The 16,228-nt window shown below is 40.4% G+C and carries 14 protein-coding genes; 10 read left to right on the top strand and 4 right to left on the bottom strand.

The window, feature by feature from the left end; translation table 11 throughout:
- Positions 1 to 4 precede the first annotated feature (4 nt).
- Positions 5 to 706: a VIT1/CCC1 transporter family protein gene (locus ACMH5P_RS01030; RefSeq protein ID WP_459492459.1), complete on the top strand. Its 702-nt coding sequence runs from the start codon at positions 5 to 7 to the stop codon at positions 704 to 706.
- Here the strand turns inward: ACMH5P_RS01030 and ggt are convergent.
- A complete protein-coding gene (gene ggt, locus ACMH5P_RS01025) occupies positions 700 to 2,388 on the bottom strand; it encodes a gamma-glutamyltransferase (protein ID WP_459492458.1) in 1,689 nt (562 codons plus the stop codon). The two genes, ACMH5P_RS01030 and ggt, sit on opposite strands and share 7 nt — an antisense overlap.
- 161 nt (positions 2,389 to 2,549) lie before the next feature.
- Here ggt and ACMH5P_RS01020 point away from each other — a divergent pair, with 161 nt between their 5' ends.
- Complete coding sequence (locus ACMH5P_RS01020) at positions 2,550 to 3,788, top strand: aminotransferase class I/II-fold pyridoxal phosphate-dependent enzyme (RefSeq protein WP_459492457.1); 1,239 nt, start codon at positions 2,550 to 2,552, stop codon at positions 3,786 to 3,788.
- A gap of 174 nt (positions 3,789 to 3,962) precedes the next feature.
- The gene (locus tag ACMH5P_RS01015) at positions 3,963 to 4,142 is read left to right on the top strand and encodes a histone H1 (protein ID WP_459492456.1); all 180 of its coding nucleotides are present in this window, start codon (positions 3,963 to 3,965) and stop codon (positions 4,140 to 4,142) included.
- A 64-nt stretch (positions 4,143 to 4,206) separates the two neighbouring features.
- Here ACMH5P_RS01015 and ACMH5P_RS01010 read toward each other — a convergent pair whose 3' ends face one another.
- Entirely contained in the window at positions 4,207 to 4,611 is a 405-nt protein-coding gene (locus ACMH5P_RS01010; RefSeq protein ID WP_459492455.1) for a MaoC family dehydratase, read from the bottom strand.
- 34 nt (positions 4,612 to 4,645) lie between these two features.
- Between ACMH5P_RS01010 and ACMH5P_RS01005 the strand changes: the two genes are divergently transcribed.
- Entirely contained in the window at positions 4,646 to 5,515 is an 870-nt protein-coding gene (locus ACMH5P_RS01005; RefSeq protein WP_459492454.1) for a diacylglycerol/lipid kinase family protein, read from the top strand.
- A gap of 409 nt (positions 5,516 to 5,924) precedes the next feature.
- Positions 5,925 to 7,358 carry a chromosomal replication initiator protein DnaA gene (dnaA, locus tag ACMH5P_RS01000; protein ID WP_459492453.1) on the top strand — a complete coding sequence of 478 codons (1,434 nt, stop codon included), beginning with the start codon at positions 5,925 to 5,927 and terminating at the stop codon, positions 7,356 to 7,358.
- 44 nt (positions 7,359 to 7,402) lie between these two features.
- On the opposite strand, the gene recA is transcribed toward dnaA, so the two are convergent.
- Positions 7,403 to 8,464, bottom strand: a complete 1,062-nt coding sequence (recA, locus tag ACMH5P_RS00995) for a recombinase RecA (RefSeq protein WP_459492452.1) — start codon at positions 8,462 to 8,464, stop codon at positions 7,403 to 7,405.
- 242 nt (positions 8,465 to 8,706) lie between these two features.
- Between recA and ACMH5P_RS00990 the strand changes: the two genes are divergently transcribed.
- Entirely contained in the window at positions 8,707 to 9,435 is a 729-nt protein-coding gene (locus tag ACMH5P_RS00990; RefSeq protein WP_459492451.1) for a DUF3108 domain-containing protein, read from the top strand.
- On the opposite strand, the gene ACMH5P_RS00985 is transcribed toward ACMH5P_RS00990, so the two are convergent.
- Positions 9,429 to 10,733, bottom strand: a complete 1,305-nt coding sequence (locus ACMH5P_RS00985; protein WP_459492450.1) for a cryptochrome/photolyase family protein — start codon at positions 10,731 to 10,733, stop codon at positions 9,429 to 9,431. The genes ACMH5P_RS00990 and ACMH5P_RS00985 overlap by 7 nt on opposite strands.
- Before the next feature lie 121 nt (positions 10,734 to 10,854).
- Between ACMH5P_RS00985 and queA the strand changes: the two genes are divergently transcribed.
- The 4 genes from queA to ACMH5P_RS00965 are packed head-to-tail and all read left to right on the top strand — an operon-like array spanning position 10,855 to position 16,167.
- The gene (gene queA, locus ACMH5P_RS00980; protein WP_459492449.1) at positions 10,855 to 11,907 is read left to right on the top strand and encodes a tRNA preQ1(34) S-adenosylmethionine ribosyltransferase-isomerase QueA; all 1,053 of its coding nucleotides are present in this window, start codon (positions 10,855 to 10,857) and stop codon (positions 11,905 to 11,907) included.
- A 17-nt stretch (positions 11,908 to 11,924) separates the two neighbouring features.
- Positions 11,925 to 12,614 carry a 2-C-methyl-D-erythritol 4-phosphate cytidylyltransferase gene (locus ACMH5P_RS00975; RefSeq protein ID WP_459492448.1) on the top strand — a complete coding sequence of 230 codons (690 nt, stop codon included), beginning with the start codon at positions 11,925 to 11,927 and terminating at the stop codon, positions 12,612 to 12,614.
- Positions 12,615 to 12,616: 2 nt separating this feature from the next.
- Positions 12,617 to 14,986, top strand: coding sequence for an efflux RND transporter permease subunit (locus tag ACMH5P_RS00970; protein ID WP_459492447.1), 2,370 nt, complete (start codon positions 12,617 to 12,619; stop codon positions 14,984 to 14,986).
- Positions 14,986 to 16,167, top strand: a complete 1,182-nt coding sequence (locus tag ACMH5P_RS00965; RefSeq protein WP_459492446.1) for an MFS transporter — start codon at positions 14,986 to 14,988, stop codon at positions 16,165 to 16,167. The genes ACMH5P_RS00970 and ACMH5P_RS00965 overlap by 1 nt, the downstream gene beginning before the upstream one ends.
- Positions 16,168 to 16,228: the final 61 nt, after the last annotated feature.

The following is a 16,228-nucleotide window of genomic DNA, read 5'->3' as shown; positions in this document are numbered from 1 at the left end:
GACTATGCACGGACCTGATCATCATTTGCACGAAAAACATTTAAAAAGCTCCGACTTCATCACAGACATGGTCATTGGGATGTCGGACGGCTTAACCGTTCCATTTGCTTTAGCCGCTGGACTTTCCGGAGCCGTAGATGCAGCTTCGATTGTGACAACGGCCGGTATTGCGGAAATCGTGGCAGGTTCCATTGCGATGGGCTTGGGAGGCTATTTGGCTGGCCAAACGGAGCAAGAACACTATGAAGCGGAATTAAAGCGAGAATATGAGGAGGTGGAGCGTGTTCCCGATCGTGAAAAAGAAGAAATCAGAGAAGTATTCGAAGACTATGGTTTAAGCCCAGAAGCACAAGAAATCGTGGTTGAGGCCATAGCCAAAGACAAGGACAAATGGGTTGATTTCATGATGCGCTTCGAGTTGGGTCTGGAAAAACCCAACCCCAACCGGGCTAGAAATTCGGCTTTAACAATTGGAATATCATACATCGTTGGTGGATTCATTCCGCTCCTGCCCTATTTTTATGTGTCGCATCCCGTTGATGGCTTAAAATACTCGGCTGGAGTAACCATTTTGGCATTGCTCATCTTTGGTTATTTCAAAAGCAAGGTCACAGGTCAAAATCCAATCATCGGATCATTGAAAGTAACTTCCATTGGAGCGGCGGCCGCGACAGCTGCTTTTCTGGTGGCAAAGCTTTTTCAATAACCTAAAGCCGTATCGTCTCCCCGTGAGTCTGCCCCTCCCTGATATTTACCATTCGGGAGGATAAGGATTCCTTCCACGAGACCGATGCTACTGGTCGCATTCAATTCATAGCCTTTCGCTTTCAATCGGCCGAGCTGTACCTCATCAAATCGTTTTGCTTCATAGCGCGTCAAATCAGGCAACCATTGGTGATGAAAACGAGGATATTCCACAGCTTGTTGCATATTCATTCCAAAAACTAAGGAGTTTAACATCACTTGAAATACACTGGTGATGATGGTCGAACCACCTGGTGTACCTACGACCAATCGCAATTTATCACCTTCCGTAACAATTGTTGGGGTCATACTCGATAACATTCGTTTCCGTGGTTGAATTTCGTTGGCTTTCGTTCCAACTAAACCAAAGATATTGGGAACTCCAGGCTTAGCGCTAAAATCATCCATTTCGTCATTCAATAGAAATCCTGCCCCACCGACAAAAACCTTACTGCCATAAGAATTATTTAAGGTGGTCGTGATGGCAACAGCATTACCTTCCTTATCTACAATAGAATAATGCGTTGTTTCGGGACTTTCATAGCCCGGAAATTCTCCTGCTGAAATATCCGAACTCTTTGATGCCTTTTCAAATTGCATATTTTGCATACGTTGAGCTAGGTAATTGCTGTCCAACAATTCTTTGAGGGGTGCTTTAACAAAATCAGGATCACCAAGCCATTTGGCTCGATCTGCGTAAACCCGACGCTCCGCTTCGATCATTACTTGGATCGTGGAATCTGATTGAGCCCCCCAACGAGCAAATGGATAGGGCTTGATCATCGAAAATAATTGCCCGATTGCTACTCCTCCGCTGGATGGGGGCGGCATTCCAATAATAGAATATTGTTTGTATTGACTGATAAGTGGTTTCCGCCAAATAGCTTTATAGGATTTTAAATCACGATGTGAGATTATGCCTCCTTGACGCTCCATTTCTTTAACAAATAAATCAGCCGTTTCTCCTTGGTAAAAACCCTTCGATTTAAATTTTAAAATTCGTTCCAAGGTATTCGCTAAGTCGCTTTGGATAAATAATTCCCCTTCCGCCCACTGCGTGCTATCAGCCTTAACCATATAGGCCCTTCCTGGATTGTATTTCATGAAATCCGCCCGATTTCGATTTAATCCGCGAGCTTCCTTACCAGTTAAAACCACGCCGTTACGAGCAAGATCAATCGCGGGCTGAACCAATTCCTCCCAGGCTAATTTACCGAGACGTTTGTGCATGGCCTCCATCCCCGCGACAGCACCGGGAACACCTACGGAATGTATCCCCACAAAACTTTTCCCTGGAATAACTTGCCCTGAGGAATCGAGGTACATATCACGCGAAGCAGCAAGTGGCGCCATTTCACGGTAATCTAATGTATAGGCTTTCCCTTTTGCAGTTCGGTAAACCAAAAATCCACCACCACCAATATTCCCTGCTGCGGGATGACAAACGGCCAAGGCAAAATTGACAGCAACAGCAGCATCAATCGCATTACCACCTTTTCTCAAGATATCAAGCCCAATTTGACTTGCAGCAGGGTGGGTTGTCACAACCATGCCATTCGAGGCTTCAATGAGTGGTTTTTGTGTCGCTTGTCCAAATAAAATACTTGGTAAAAGAAAACCTATTAAGATACATATACGATACATAGTAAAATTGGATTTTGGATGAACCTGCTTTTCTGAAAAGCTAAAGCGAATTAAAGTAATTATTTCATCAAAACCTCAATTCATTAACATTGTGATAATAAAAATTTAAAATTACCTTTGTCTTACGTATTTAGTATTTAGAAACCAAAACGCAATTTAAAGTGGATATTTTCGAGAAAGTTGTCAAAAATATGGGACCCATTGGAGCCCATGCGCATTATTCCCACCATTATTTCTCATTTCCTAAGTTGACCGGCGAATTAGGTCCCCGCATGACATTCATGGGGAAGGAAATGTTAAACTGGTCCTTGAACAACTACCTTGGCTTGGCTAACCACCCGGAAGTACGCAAAGCTGATGCAGATGCAACTTCTAAATATGGTTTAGCCTATCCGATGGGGGCTCGAATGATGTCGGGAAATACCGATGAGCACGAAGAATTCGAAAGACAATTAGCTGAGTTCGTGGGCAAAGAGGATGCATTCCTTTTAAACTATGGTTACCAAGGTGTCATGTCAATTATTGAATGTATGGTCGACCACCGCGATATCATCGTATATGATGCTGAGTCACATGCATGTTTAATTGATGGTATCCGATTGCACAAAGCAAAAATGGGCGACTATTATAAGTTCAATCACAATGACATGGATTCATTGCGTAAGAACTTAGAACGTGCCACAAAAAAGACACAAGAAACTGGAGGAGGAATTTTAGTGATTACGGAGGGAGTATTTGGTATGTCGGGGAAAGTAGGTTCATTGGATAAGATCGTTGAAATGAAGAAAGACTTCAATTTCAGACTCTTAGTAGATGATGCCCATGGATTCGGAACGATGGGAGCCAATGGACGTGGTGTCGGCGAACATTTAAATTGTACGGAAGGAATTGATTTGTATTTCTCAACATTCGCAAAATCGATGGCAGCTATTGGAGCATTTGTTGCTGCGCCAAAAGACATCATCATGTATTTGAAATATAACATGCGTTCGCAGACCTATGCGAAGGCCTTACCGATGCCATTTGTGATTGGCGGGATGAAGCGCTTAGAATTGATTAAGAAACACCCAGAACTACGCGAGAAGCTTTGGGAGAATGTTCGTGCACTCCAAAAGGGACTTCAAGAGAAGGGATTTGATATCGGAGAAACGACCTCACCGGTTACTCCAGTATTCTTACATGGGGAATACGATATTAGTGCGGTAACTAAGCTTGTTCGTGACTTACGCGAAAACATGGGAATCTTCTGTAGTATCGTTGTTTACCCGGTTGTACCTAAGGGTCAAATCATGTTACGAATCATTCCCACATCGTCGCATACCTTGGAAGATATTGAGTATACGACAACCTGTTTTGCGGAAGTTCAAAAACGCTTAAAAGCGGGCTATTACAAGGCTTAACCATTAGTTAACGGTTAAATTTGATTTAATTTTAACTTTTTAAACTTTTTTTTGGCTTTTTTATGCAAATTAATTTGCGGGCTATTCAAATTTTACTAAATTTCGTCTTATAAGCGCTTCAAACAGCGAATAAAGACAATCTAATTTTTTTACAACCTAAAAATTCAAATTATTATGAGCAGATTTGCACAAGTAAAAGACCTAATTTTATCATTAGAAGGTGATTTCGAAAAATTCTACGAGAAGGGTAACCAAGCAGCTGGTACTCGCGTTAGAGGAGGTCTTCAACAATTGAAAACTTTGGCTCAAGAAATCCGTACTGAAGTTCAAAACAAGAAGAACGCAGCAAAATAATTGCCCGATTTCTAAGCAATAAAAAAAGCCCGATTTGATCGGGCTTTTTTTATGTTCATTCGTTTTAAAACAAATCGTTGTGCATCACACTCGCCGTTCCGTCTACCATTAATTTGCCTCGTTCCATTTCAAATACCTGTGTTTTAATTTCAGCGGTATGCTTAATCTCATTAACACTTTCCACTTCAAACTTCGCTTGGTAGGTTTGACCCACATATAATGGACGCTTAAATTCAGAAACCTGTTTCAAGTAAACACTTCCGGAACCAGGGAATTCCATACCCATCACGCGCGAAAAAACGCTGGCAATTAAAGCACCATGAATAATCGGCTTTTTAAAGGGAGTTGATGCAGCAAAAGCTTCATCCCAATGTAAGGGGTTAAAATCCCCCGATATTTTACAAAAATCATTTACTTGTTCCTGCGTAAATGAAAATTCAATTTCGTAGCTATCCCCTACTTTCATCATATTTATAGAAATTATTTGCTAAAATGAAGGTAAATTGCGCAAAAATACCCCAATGGTCTATTTCATTTACAATCCCAACGCTGGAAACAAAAGTAATAGATATCGACAAGAGTTGATAAATAGAATCCAAAAGATTCCTAATTCCACGCTTGTACTAACCGAGCGACCCAACCATGCTCAAGAAATCATTCAAAACTTAATTCTAACGAAACCGGATAAAGTAATTGCTATTGGCGGTGATGGTACGGTTAATGAAATCGGTCATGCATTGTTAGGCACAAATATACCTATGGGCATCATTCCACTAGGTTCTGGAAACGGCTTAGCGCGTCATTTAGGAATTCCCATGTCCCTTGAGAAAGCAATACAAAAAGCACTTGAAGGAAATGAAATTGAAATCGATGCGGTGAGCTGGAACGATCGTCCCTTCTTTTGTACGGCAGGCATTGGTTTTGATGCTGAGGTAGCCGCCCATTTCCATAAAGGAAAAAGACGCGGCCTTTTCAATTACATTAAAGCAAGTATCAAGGCACTTCGTATTTATAAAGAAACCGAACTCGCCTTCGAAAGTCAAGGGAAAGAAACCTATTTTTCATTGACCGTCGCGAACGCGAATCAATTTGGAAATAATGCATTTATCTCGCCAACATCCAATCTTCAAGATGCTCTTTTTGAAATAGTTAAGATAAAAAAGGGGAATTTATATCAAATCACCCAACTTGGAATTAGTCTATTTTTGAAAAAGATAAATAAGCACACACTCGTTGAGATTCAGCAAGCCAATTCGATTGAAATTCAAGCTCTTAAAGGCACTTATTATCATATCGATGGCGAAAGTCTTCAAATGGACTCCGAAAAAATTATTATTAAAATATTGTCGGCAAAACTTAAAGTCGTCTGCTAGTAAAACTTTCATATGTTAGTACATATAATAAACTGAAAATCAATTAATTACATTAAATTTTACTGTTTTCTGCCAATAATTAATTATTTTAAATACGAAATTTATTCAAAAAAAATTCGATTTTTTTTATTTCATTTTTTCAAGTGAATTGTGCTTTCAAAGGCTCTATTGTTGAACAATTTTTAGGTCCAAATTTTTTACTTACTTTTTTAACGAAAATAAAAAATATTGAATTTGGAACGCCCCTGAATTTTACTATTTTTGTCTCCCCGCTAAACAAAAACATTTGGTTTTTGTCAGTACCCAACCATTGAAATTTAAATTTATAAAAACGAGTAGCCATTCTCATTTAAGGAATAGCTACAAAAGGAATTGTTGACCCCAAAAAAATATTTAGAGTACAAATTACATGCATAACGAGGTTAAAGAATTGTGGAACAAATGTTTAGATATTATCCGGGGGGATATATCTGAACAGCAGTTTTCTACCTGGTTTAGCCCAATTGTTCCTCTTCGTTTTGTCAATAACACCCTAACAATTCAAGTACCGTCCCAATTCTTTTATGAATGGTTAGAAGAAAACTACGTAAGTACGCTTCGTAAAGCCATCGATCAGACCATTGGAAAACGCGGTATGCTTGAATATTCGATTGTGGTGGATAAGGGTGATCGCAAAAATCCTCCTTTGACATTTAACCTACCTACTGTTAATCAGCAATCGGCGAACAATCAGTCTAATAAACAAAACGTTCCTCAGAATACTGTTCAAAGCAATCCTTTTCAATTCAAGGATTTGGATTCATTGGAGTTGGATTCCTATTTGATTCCTAAATATACCTTCGACAAATTCATCGAAGGAGATTGCAATCGATTGGGGCGGGCAGCGGGAATGGCCGTAGCCAACAAACCTGGCTTGACATCCTTTAATCCATTAATGATTTATGGGGGTGTGGGACTCGGAAAGACCCACCTTATTCAAGCAATCGGTAATGAAATCAAGAATCAGTTTCCTGATAAGTTTGTCCTATATGTATCAACGGAGAAATTTACGAACCAATTTGTAAACGCAATTCGTAATAATTCGATTGAAACATTTACCAATTTCTATTTGCAGGTAGATGTTCTAATCATTGATGACGTTCAATTCTTGTCGGGCAAAGAAAAAACACAGGAGACATTCTTTAATATTTTCAACCATTTACATCAATCGGGCAAGCAAATCATTCTATCGTCCGATCGCGCACCACGTGATTTAGCTGGCATGGAAGATCGCTTGTTGAGCCGATTTAAATGGGGCTTGACGGCCGACTTGCAGCAACCTGATTTTGAGACACGTATAGCCATCATTCAGAAGAAATTGCAAGACGATGGTATTCAAATCAATTTTGACGTACTCGAATACCTTGCTCATTCGATTCAAACCAATGTTCGTGAATTAGAGGGTGTGATTATTTCTCTGATGGCACAAGCCTCATTAACGCGCAAAGAGATTGATTTGGAATTAGCTAAATCAACCTTAAAAAGCATTGTTAATGACCAAGAGAAAGAATTAAGTGTTGATAATATCTTAGACGCTATCACGTCACACTTCGATGTCGATCTGGAATTATTGACTGGAAAATGCCGCAAGAAAGAGACTGTATTCCCGCGTCAGGTGGCTATGTATATGTTGAAGGAATTAACGAATCTACCACTGAAATCCATTGGCTACCATTTTGGCGGTCGGGATCACAGTACCGTAATTCATGCCGTACAATCGATTTCCGAAGCGATGGAATCAGACAAGTCGGTCGAAAAAACAGTCCGCAAACTTTTCAACCGATTTAATATCGAACTAAACTAAAAAAGAGGCCTAAGCCTCTTTTTTAGTTATAAATAAATCTACAATTATTCAGCAGCTATCGCTTCCTTGTCCAATAAAGCTGAATCATCGCCCTTTACCTTTTCCTTGATCTTCGCTTCAATCTCCTCCATGAGCTCAGGATTATCCTTAATCAAATCCTTCACCGCATCACGGCCTTGACCCAAACGATTTCCATTGTAAGAGAACCATGAGCCCGACTTGTCAATTACACCTAAGTCGACTCCTAAATCCAAGACCTCACCAGCCTTCGAAATACCCTCTCCATACATGATATCAAACTCGACAACTTTGAAAGGTGGCGCTAATTTATTTTTTACCACTTTCACACGTGTTCGGTTACCTGTGATCGAATCCGCGGATTCCTTAATTTGACCGGCCCGACGGATATCTAAACGAACCGAGGCATAAAATTTCAACGCATTACCACCAGTTGTTGTCTCCGGACTTCCAAACATCACACCAATTTTATCACGCAACTGGTTGATAAAAATACAGCAACATCCTGTTTTATTAATTGTACCGGTCAACTTACGAAGTGCTTGAGACATCAAACGAGCCTGCAATCCCATTTTAGAATCACCCATCTCCCCTTCAATCTCAGCCTTTGGCACCAAAGCAGCCACGGAGTCAATAACAATAATGTCAATTGCACCTGAGCTAATTAAATGCTCTGCAATTTCCAATGCCTGCTCGCCATTATCTGGCTGTGAAATCAACAAATTCTCCGTATCGATACCCAATTTCTCTGCATAAGAACGATCAAAGGCATGCTCCGCATCCACGAACGCCGCAATACCCCCAGCCTTTTGTGCTTCAGCGATGCAGTGCATCGTCAAAGTCGTTTTACCAGAAGATTCCGGTCCATAAATCTCAACCACACGTCCACGAGGAACACCACCGATTCCCAAAGCCAAATCCAATCCCAGTGAACCCGTCGATATAACCGGCACATCCATCACTTTACTATCCGATAAACGCATAACGGTACCTTTCCCATATGCCTTATCTAATTTTTCCAAAGTTGTCTGAAGAGCCTTTAATTTCTCAGCTGCTAAGCCCGAAGCTCCCTCCGATTGTTTTGCCATGTTATATTTATTGATAAATTTGAATAATCGTATTTCGTTGAAATTTACCCATTGATAAATCCTAACAAAAATAGCTAATTGACATTAAACTTTAATCAAATTAGTTGATAATCTATTGGAACTTTTGACAGTGAAATTTCTTTTTATTTTTAAATAACTGCCAATAAATTAGCCCTTTGAAAACAATTAAAGTATTCTGCAAAAAACTTCCTCTCATTTTCCTATTTTTTTTGTCAGTAAACTTGACATCAAACGCACAGGAGCATGCCGTATTTCAAGGTGGAGAACAACTAAATTATCGTATTCATCTGGGGTTTATTGAAGCAGCCACGGCAACTGTAAAAAGTAATCAAACGATTCAGTCGATTAATAATCATCCTTGTCGGAAAGTTGAAATAATCGGTAAAACCGTTTCTTGGTTAAAATTCTTTTCACCGGTGGAGGACTATTGGTCGGCCTACCTCGACGTAAACACACTGATGCCCATTAAGACCGAAATGCGAAAACGAGAAGGGCGTTATCGTAAGGAAGAACAGGTGATTTTCAACCAAGAAACGAACCTCGCTAAAATTCATTCCCCGCAAAATACGCCTATTGACCGAAATCTTTCCATTACTCCAAGCACCTTAGATTTAATAGGCGGTTATTTCTATTTGCGCGACAAACCACTGAACAATATGTCCATCGGTCAAAAACTAAGTGCGAAAGTACTTGTCGATGGTACAATCTATGAAATATGGTTTGTTGTAAAAGGATTTGAAACCGTAAAAAGTGATTTCGGGAACGTAAAATGTATCCGAACATCACTTGTTTTACCTAAAAATAATCTTTTCAAAGATGAGGATGCGATCCGTCTGTGGATCTCACAGGACAAATACCAAATTCCATTTAAAATGGAGGTGAACCTAAAAATAGGATTTCTCTCCATCGATTTGACTGACTACAAAATCCAGGGAAGAAATATTTACTGACGATCCAAGGCCTTTTTATAGGCGGCAAGCACGCGAACCCGAGCCTGTTCATGGTTAACGATGGGCTGGGGATAACTTAATTCCTGAAACTCAGGAACCCATTTACGAATATACTTAAGCTCCTTATCAAATTTTTGCGTCTGCAAGGTGGGGTTGAACACCCGGAAATAGGGCGCGGCATCGCAACCACTACCTGCGGCCCATTGCCAACCGCCATTATTGGCCGCAAAATCAAAGTCCAACAACTTTTCGGCAAAATAGGCTTCGCCCCAGCGCCAATCAATCAATAAATGCTTCACTAAAAAACTTGCGACAATCATCCGAACCCGGTTGTGCATGAAACCTGTTGCATTGAGTTCACGCATACCTGCATCCACAATGGGATACCCTGTTTGACCTTGACACCAAGCCTCAAATTCAGTTGGATCGTTACGCCACTCCATACGATCATACTCTTTACGAAAGGCAGAACCTGAGGAAACATGCGGAAAATGATGTAAAATATTGAAATAAAAATCTCGCCAAATCAATTCATTTAACCAGGTTTCAGACACTCCTAAGGCTTTTTGAACTAAACTGCGAATCGAAATGGTGCCGAAGCGAAGGTGGACCGACAGCCTCGATGTCGCATCCAAACTTGGAAAATCTCTTTGTGCTTGATAACCTTGAATGAGTTGTTGGGTCACCTCCTGCCCCGGAAAAGGAAGGCCAGAAGGTTGAAAACCCAAAGATGAAAGACTGGGCAATTCAAAAATTCCACGATAATAATTTGTTTCCTTTTCTGATGGATAATTCACGATGGGATTACCCACCAAACGCTCCTTCCACTTACGGGAATAAGGTGTAAAAACCGTATAAGGTGTCCCCTGCCCACTCAAGACCTCATCTTTTTCAAAAACAACTTGATCCTTGAAAGTCGTAAATTCGATGGACTGGCTTGCGGCCCATTCCCCAATCGCGCTATCCCGCTTTTGCGCATAACCCTCGTAATCGTGATTGGTGTAAATGGCCTGTATATCGAATTCGTTGGCTAAATCCTGGTATGCCACAAGCGGAGTTGCATGTTTGACTAAGAGGCATGAACCCAAAGTCTTAAGCGAACTTTGAATTTTTTCGAGTGCATGCAAAATAAATTCCACCCGGGCGTCCGACTTATTCGACAACTTATCTAAAATATGAGGATCAAATATAAAAATGGGCAAAACAGGCCATGGACCTTTCAATGCTTGATATAAACCATGATTGTCTTCGATTCTTAAATCGCGACGAAACCAGAAAATAGAAACTTTATTCTTCACTAGAGTAATTTTAAGGATTCAACCTTGAAACAAACTTAATTGTTTTAAGAATAGGACTTGACAAGCCCCCCTTGAAAAGTGTATATTTGTATCTTGCTTAATTTATCATAAACCCATCCGAATGAAATTATCTGAATTCAGATTTGATTTACCCCAAAGCCTTGTCGCTTTAAACCCAACCGAAAACCGCGAAGATGCGCGTATGATGGTTGTGAATCGCAAAGAAAAGACCATTGAACATAAAAAATTTACGGACATCGTAGATTATTTCGGCGAAGGCGATGTTTTGGTAACCAACAATACCAAGGTTTTCCCGGCGCGTCTCTATGGAAATAAGGAAAAAACAGGGGCTCAAATTGAAGTTTTCTTATTACGTGAATTGAATCGCGAGCACCGCCTTTGGGATGTGTTGGTTGATCCAGCTCGTAAAATTCGTGTTGGGAATAAATTATATTTTGGAGATTCTGACTTAGTAGCCGAGGTTATCGACAACACGACATCGCGTGGAAGAACGATTCGTTTCTTATACGATGGTGATCATGATGCCCTAATGCAGGCAATTCATGAATTAGGTGAAACTCCCCTACCTGACGAAATTCGTTTTAAGCGTGCCGCGACAGAAGAAGATCGGGAGCGTTTTCAAACAATTTATGCTGAGCATGTGGGTGCTGTGGCGGCGCCAACAGCGGGTTTACACTTCTCTAAAATCGTCATGAGACGCATGGAGTTGAGTGGAGTTCAGTTTACGCCAATTACTTTGCACGTAGGTCTAGGTACTTTCCGTCAAGTTGACGTAGAGGATCTAACAAAACATAAGACTGACTCAGAGCACTTCATGATCAACGAATCTACTTGCGAGTTTGTCAATCAAGCCATCGATAATAAAAAGCAAGTTTTAGCCATTGGAACGACGGTCATGAAGGCCTTAGAATCTTCGGTATCAGCAAGCGGTCATTTAAAACCTATTAATAGTTGGACAGATAAGTTTATCTTCCCGCCGTACGAGTTTAAAATCCCGACAGCATTATTGACCAATTTCCATTTGCCTGAATCCATCTTGTTAATGATGACTTCTGCATTTGGAGGATATGAGTTGATTCAAGAAGCATACAAACAAGCCATTAAAGAGAAATACCGTTTCTTCAGTTATGGCGATGTCATGTTGATCATCTAATTTTTAACCGGTTTGTTTTGAAGAAAATTGCCATCATTGTAGCGGGAGGTTCTGGTCAGCGAATGAACAGCGCCGTCGCAAAACAGTTTTTGCTGCTTCAAAACAAACCGATTTTATTTCACACACTAACTGCCTTCAAAAAAGCAGATCCAAGCATTGAGCTAATCGTCGTATTACCCAATAATCAAATCGATTATTGGCACGAGTTGTGTGTAAAATACCCAGAAATTCTTGATTTAACCCCGCATCGAATTGTCGAGGGAGGAGAAACACGCTTTCATTCCAGTAAAAATGCCATCGAAAGTATCCAAACAAGCGAGGATGTTCTAGTGGCAATTCATGATGGCGTTCGTCCACTCATTGAACCTCATACGATTAATAAAGCTTTCCAATGCGCAAATGATTTAGGGAATTGTGTCGTTGCTGTTTCTAGCAAAGATTCCATTCGAATCTGGAATGAATCAAAAAAAGCATTTAAATCGGTGTTACGAGATGATGTAAAAATCATTCAAACCCCACAAATATTCTCATTACAAACACTCAAAAAGGCTTTCGACCAAGATTATTCGCCGGGATTTACCGACGATGCTAGTGTGGTAGAGGCTTACGGTGAAGTCATACATTTGACGGAGGGAGAATATACCAATATTAAAATTACCACCCCCGAGGACCTTTTGGTGGCGGAGAATATACGACAACCTAAGTAATCATGAATAAGACCTGGAATTGGATTGCCAACCAAATTTTAGCCTACAAAATAGGGATACTTATCATCTTAAGTATTCTTACGGTCGGATTTGTCTATAAAGCAAGCCAAATTCAGTTGAGCTATGAATTAGCCAAAATCCTACCTAAATCCGATGAAAGATTCCAATTGTATGAATCCTTCAAAAAGAAATATGGGGAAGACGGTAACATCATGGTAATCGGTATTGAAAATCCCAATTTATTCAGTCCAAAAGAATTTGATGCTTGGAACAAACTTTACAAAGATATCAAAAAGCAAGCTGGCATCAAATCCATCATTGCATTACCTAATTTACCAATCCTATACCTAGATAGCGCAGCGAAACAATTTAAATCGAAAACTGCCTACCAAGGCAATGATCAGAGCACACAAGCCGATTTAGATTCATTAAAGGAGCGATTAAATCAATTACCCATCTACCGAAATTTCCTCTTTACAGAGGATTTATATGTACATATGATGTTGATTTCGTTGGATCAAAAAACAATCAATAATAAAAATAGAATTACGTTAGTTAAGAATATCAAACGAATTGGTGATGCCTATTCAAAAGAAAATAAGCATGTTCTGCATTATTCAGGTATGCCTTTCATTCGAACTGAATTAACAGCTCAGGTAACCAATGAACTAGTCTTGTTTCTGGGATTAGCCATATTGGTCACCTCCCTCATTCTTTTGTATTTCTTCCGTTCCATTAAGGTCGTTTTCTTTGCCTTAATTGTCATTCTGATTGGCATCGTGGCATCGTTGGCTACAATCGTCTTGTTTGGCTTCAAAATTACACTCCTATCAGGTTTGATACCTCCACTCATCGTGGTCATTGGAGTTCCAAACACCATCTTCCTGTTGAATAAATACCATGAAACCTATTTAATTACGCAAAATAAGGAAGCCTCGCTAATCGAAAGCGCGAGCACAGTAGGTAGAACCTTATTTTTAGCCAATTTAACAACGTCCATTGGATTTGGCGTTTTTGCATTCACGGGGTCGGGGTTACTAGTTGAATTTGGTGTCGTAGCCGCACTGAATGTGATGTTGACCTTCCTAATTTCACTTTTATTAATACCTATCTTTTTCAGTTATTTAAAAGCTCCACAAGCCAAAGATTTAGCTCATTTTGAATCCAAACGGGTTAATAAAGTATTAACCTACGTTGAAAATTGGGTATTCAGTCATCGAAAATACATCTATAGTTTCATTGGAATTATTTTGTGCATCTCCATCTATGGTTTGAGTAAGATTGAAGCAATTGGCTATATCGTAGATGATCTACCCCAAGACAATGCAATTTACACGGATCTAAAATTCATCGAAAAACATTTCAAAGGAGTTATGCCATTTGAGGTTTCCATCGATGCCCACGAACAAGGTCGAGCCTTAAGTCCCGAAATTTTAGCCAAAATGAAGCGTACGGAGAAGCTGATGGCGAAGTATCCGGAATTTACTCAAGGACTCTCTTTACTAACAGCCACGAAATACCTTTATCAAGTCTACCGGGGAGGTGATCCCAAGTATTTCGTTCTTCCGGGAATCGACGAGCTTTCTAAACTAAAGGAGTTCAACAGCAGCCTAAATGGAAAAAACAACCTGTTTAATGGCTTCCTCGACTCCAAAAAACAATTCACCCGAATCAGTTTTCAAATGGCTGATGCCGGCACCGTTCGAACCAAACAATTATTCGATGAAATTCAGCCGAAAATTGATTCCATTTATCGGACGGATGTGGAAACGGGTGAGTTATTGCCTGCTTCCGACAAACGGGTGTATGACGCGAAAGTGACGGGAAATGCTGTCATCTATGCCTTTCAAACAGAATACCTCCAAAAAAATCTGATTGAGAGTACCTTAACAGCCATTTTCTTGATTTGTATTCTCATGGCGCTATTGTTTAGAAGTTGGCGCATGGTAATCATCTCCACCCTACCGAGCCTAATCCCTTTAATCATCACTGCCGGCTTAATGGGCTTCTTCCACATTGCTCTAAAACCAAGTACAATCCTAATCTTTTCAATAGCCTTTGGCATTTCGAGTGACGGGACCATCTACTTCCTCACGCGATATAAAGATGAGTGGCTAAAGAATGGGAAAAATGTCAAAATTGCGGTTCAAATAACGATTCAAAAAACGGGCGTTTCCATGTTCTACACGGCGATGATCTTATTTTTTGGATTCTTTATTTTCACGGCCTCTACATTCAAGGGGACACAGGCATTGGGAGTGTTAGTTTCCATCACCCTACTCATGGCGATGATTTGCAATCTCGTGCTATTACCCGCTTTTCTCATGGGGATGAATAAAAAGGATGTCGAGGAATTAATTGAAGAAGTATAATGGAGGAAACAAAATCCATCTATACGCTCCAATTCTGGCTATTATGCTTGAGTAACTTTCTCTTCTCGGCTAGCTTCTCCATGATTATCCCTGAACTTCCGGATTATTTGGCGAGTATGGGTGGAAAGGCGTACATTGGCTATACCATTGCCCTTTTTACGCTGACCGCAGGCTTAAGTAGACCCTTCTCAGGCAAATTAACAGATCACATCGGGCGTGTTCCTGTCATGGCCTTTGGATCACTAGTTTGTTTTCTATGTGGCGGATTATATCCAATTATCCATACAGTACAAGGATTCCTATTTCTTCGATTCCTGCATGGTATGTCGACCGGCACCAAACCTACGGCTACCGCAGCCTATGTGGCCGATATTATTCCGGAGACCCGACGGGGCGAGGCACAAGGGGGCCTTGGTATTTTCACCGCCACAGGAATGTCAATGGGGCCAGCCATCGGGAGCTATTTAGCGAGCGAAATCGGATTGCAAGAAATGTTCTGGATTTCGTCGCTATTCGCCCTCCTATCCATTGCGATATTAATGCGCATGAAGGAAACGCTTCCTCCCGCGATGAAATCCAAATTTTCCTGGAAGCTATTTAAAATCAATTGGGACGATGTTTTTGAACCCAATATTTTACCTGTATTCTGGATTATGTTATTTGTTTCATTTTCATCCGGGGTCATTGTTACTTTACTCCCCGACATATCCAAACTGATTGGTTGGCATAACAAAGGACTATACTTCACGATTTATACGATTGCCTCCATTGTGGTACGCATATTCTTTTCCAAATCCTCAGATAAATATGGCCGAATGCCCGTATTACTTATTTCTACGCTGATTCTTACCGCCTCGATGGTCGTCATGCTCATTGAAATGAATACCTATACGGTTGTTAGCTCTGCGATCTTATTCGGCTTTGCATGGGGTTTCAATACACCTACCTTAGCGGCCTGGACCACCGATTTAGCCAATAAAAACCACATGGGTCGTGCCATGGCTACCATGTACATCGCACTCGAATTGGGGATTGGATTAGGTGCTTTCTTTTCGGGGTGGATCTATGAAGGCATGCAAGAACGAATCCCTATCCCTTTCTTAATTTCAGGTGTGCTTGCCTTGTTATCTTTTTTCTTACTTTTGAATTATCACAAAAACTGGCAAAAAAATGGAATTTAACGATTTTCTAATCAGTAAAAATATTGCTCCTGACATCTTTAAGGAATCAGAAGCGAGTCTA

Source organism: Aquirufa sp. 5-AUSEE-100C1 (assembly GCF_054558655.1).
This window is presented reverse-complemented; position numbering and strand designations above follow the sequence as displayed.

Coding starts and splice junctions, on each gene's coding strand:
- ACMH5P_RS01030 (WP_459492459.1), top strand. CDS start 5: ATGCACGGACCTGATCATCATTTGCACGAAAAACATTTAAAAAGCTCC.
- ggt (WP_459492458.1), bottom strand. CDS start 2,388: ATGTATCGTATATGTATCTTAATAGGTTTTCTTTTACCAAGTATTTTA.
- ACMH5P_RS01015 (WP_459492456.1), top strand. CDS start 3,963: ATGAGCAGATTTGCACAAGTAAAAGACCTAATTTTATCATTAGAAGGT.
- ACMH5P_RS01010 (WP_459492455.1), bottom strand. CDS start 4,611: ATGATGAAAGTAGGGGATAGCTACGAAATTGAATTTTCATTTACGCAG.
- dnaA (WP_459492453.1), top strand. CDS start 5,925: ATGCATAACGAGGTTAAAGAATTGTGGAACAAATGTTTAGATATTATC.
- recA (WP_459492452.1), bottom strand. CDS start 8,464: ATGGCAAAACAATCGGAGGGAGCTTCGGGCTTAGCAGCTGAGAAATTA.
- queA (WP_459492449.1), top strand. CDS start 10,855: ATGAAATTATCTGAATTCAGATTTGATTTACCCCAAAGCCTTGTCGCT.
- ACMH5P_RS00970 (WP_459492447.1), top strand. CDS start 12,617: ATGAATAAGACCTGGAATTGGATTGCCAACCAAATTTTAGCCTACAAA.
- ACMH5P_RS00965 (WP_459492446.1), top strand. CDS start 14,986: ATGGAGGAAACAAAATCCATCTATACGCTCCAATTCTGGCTATTATGC.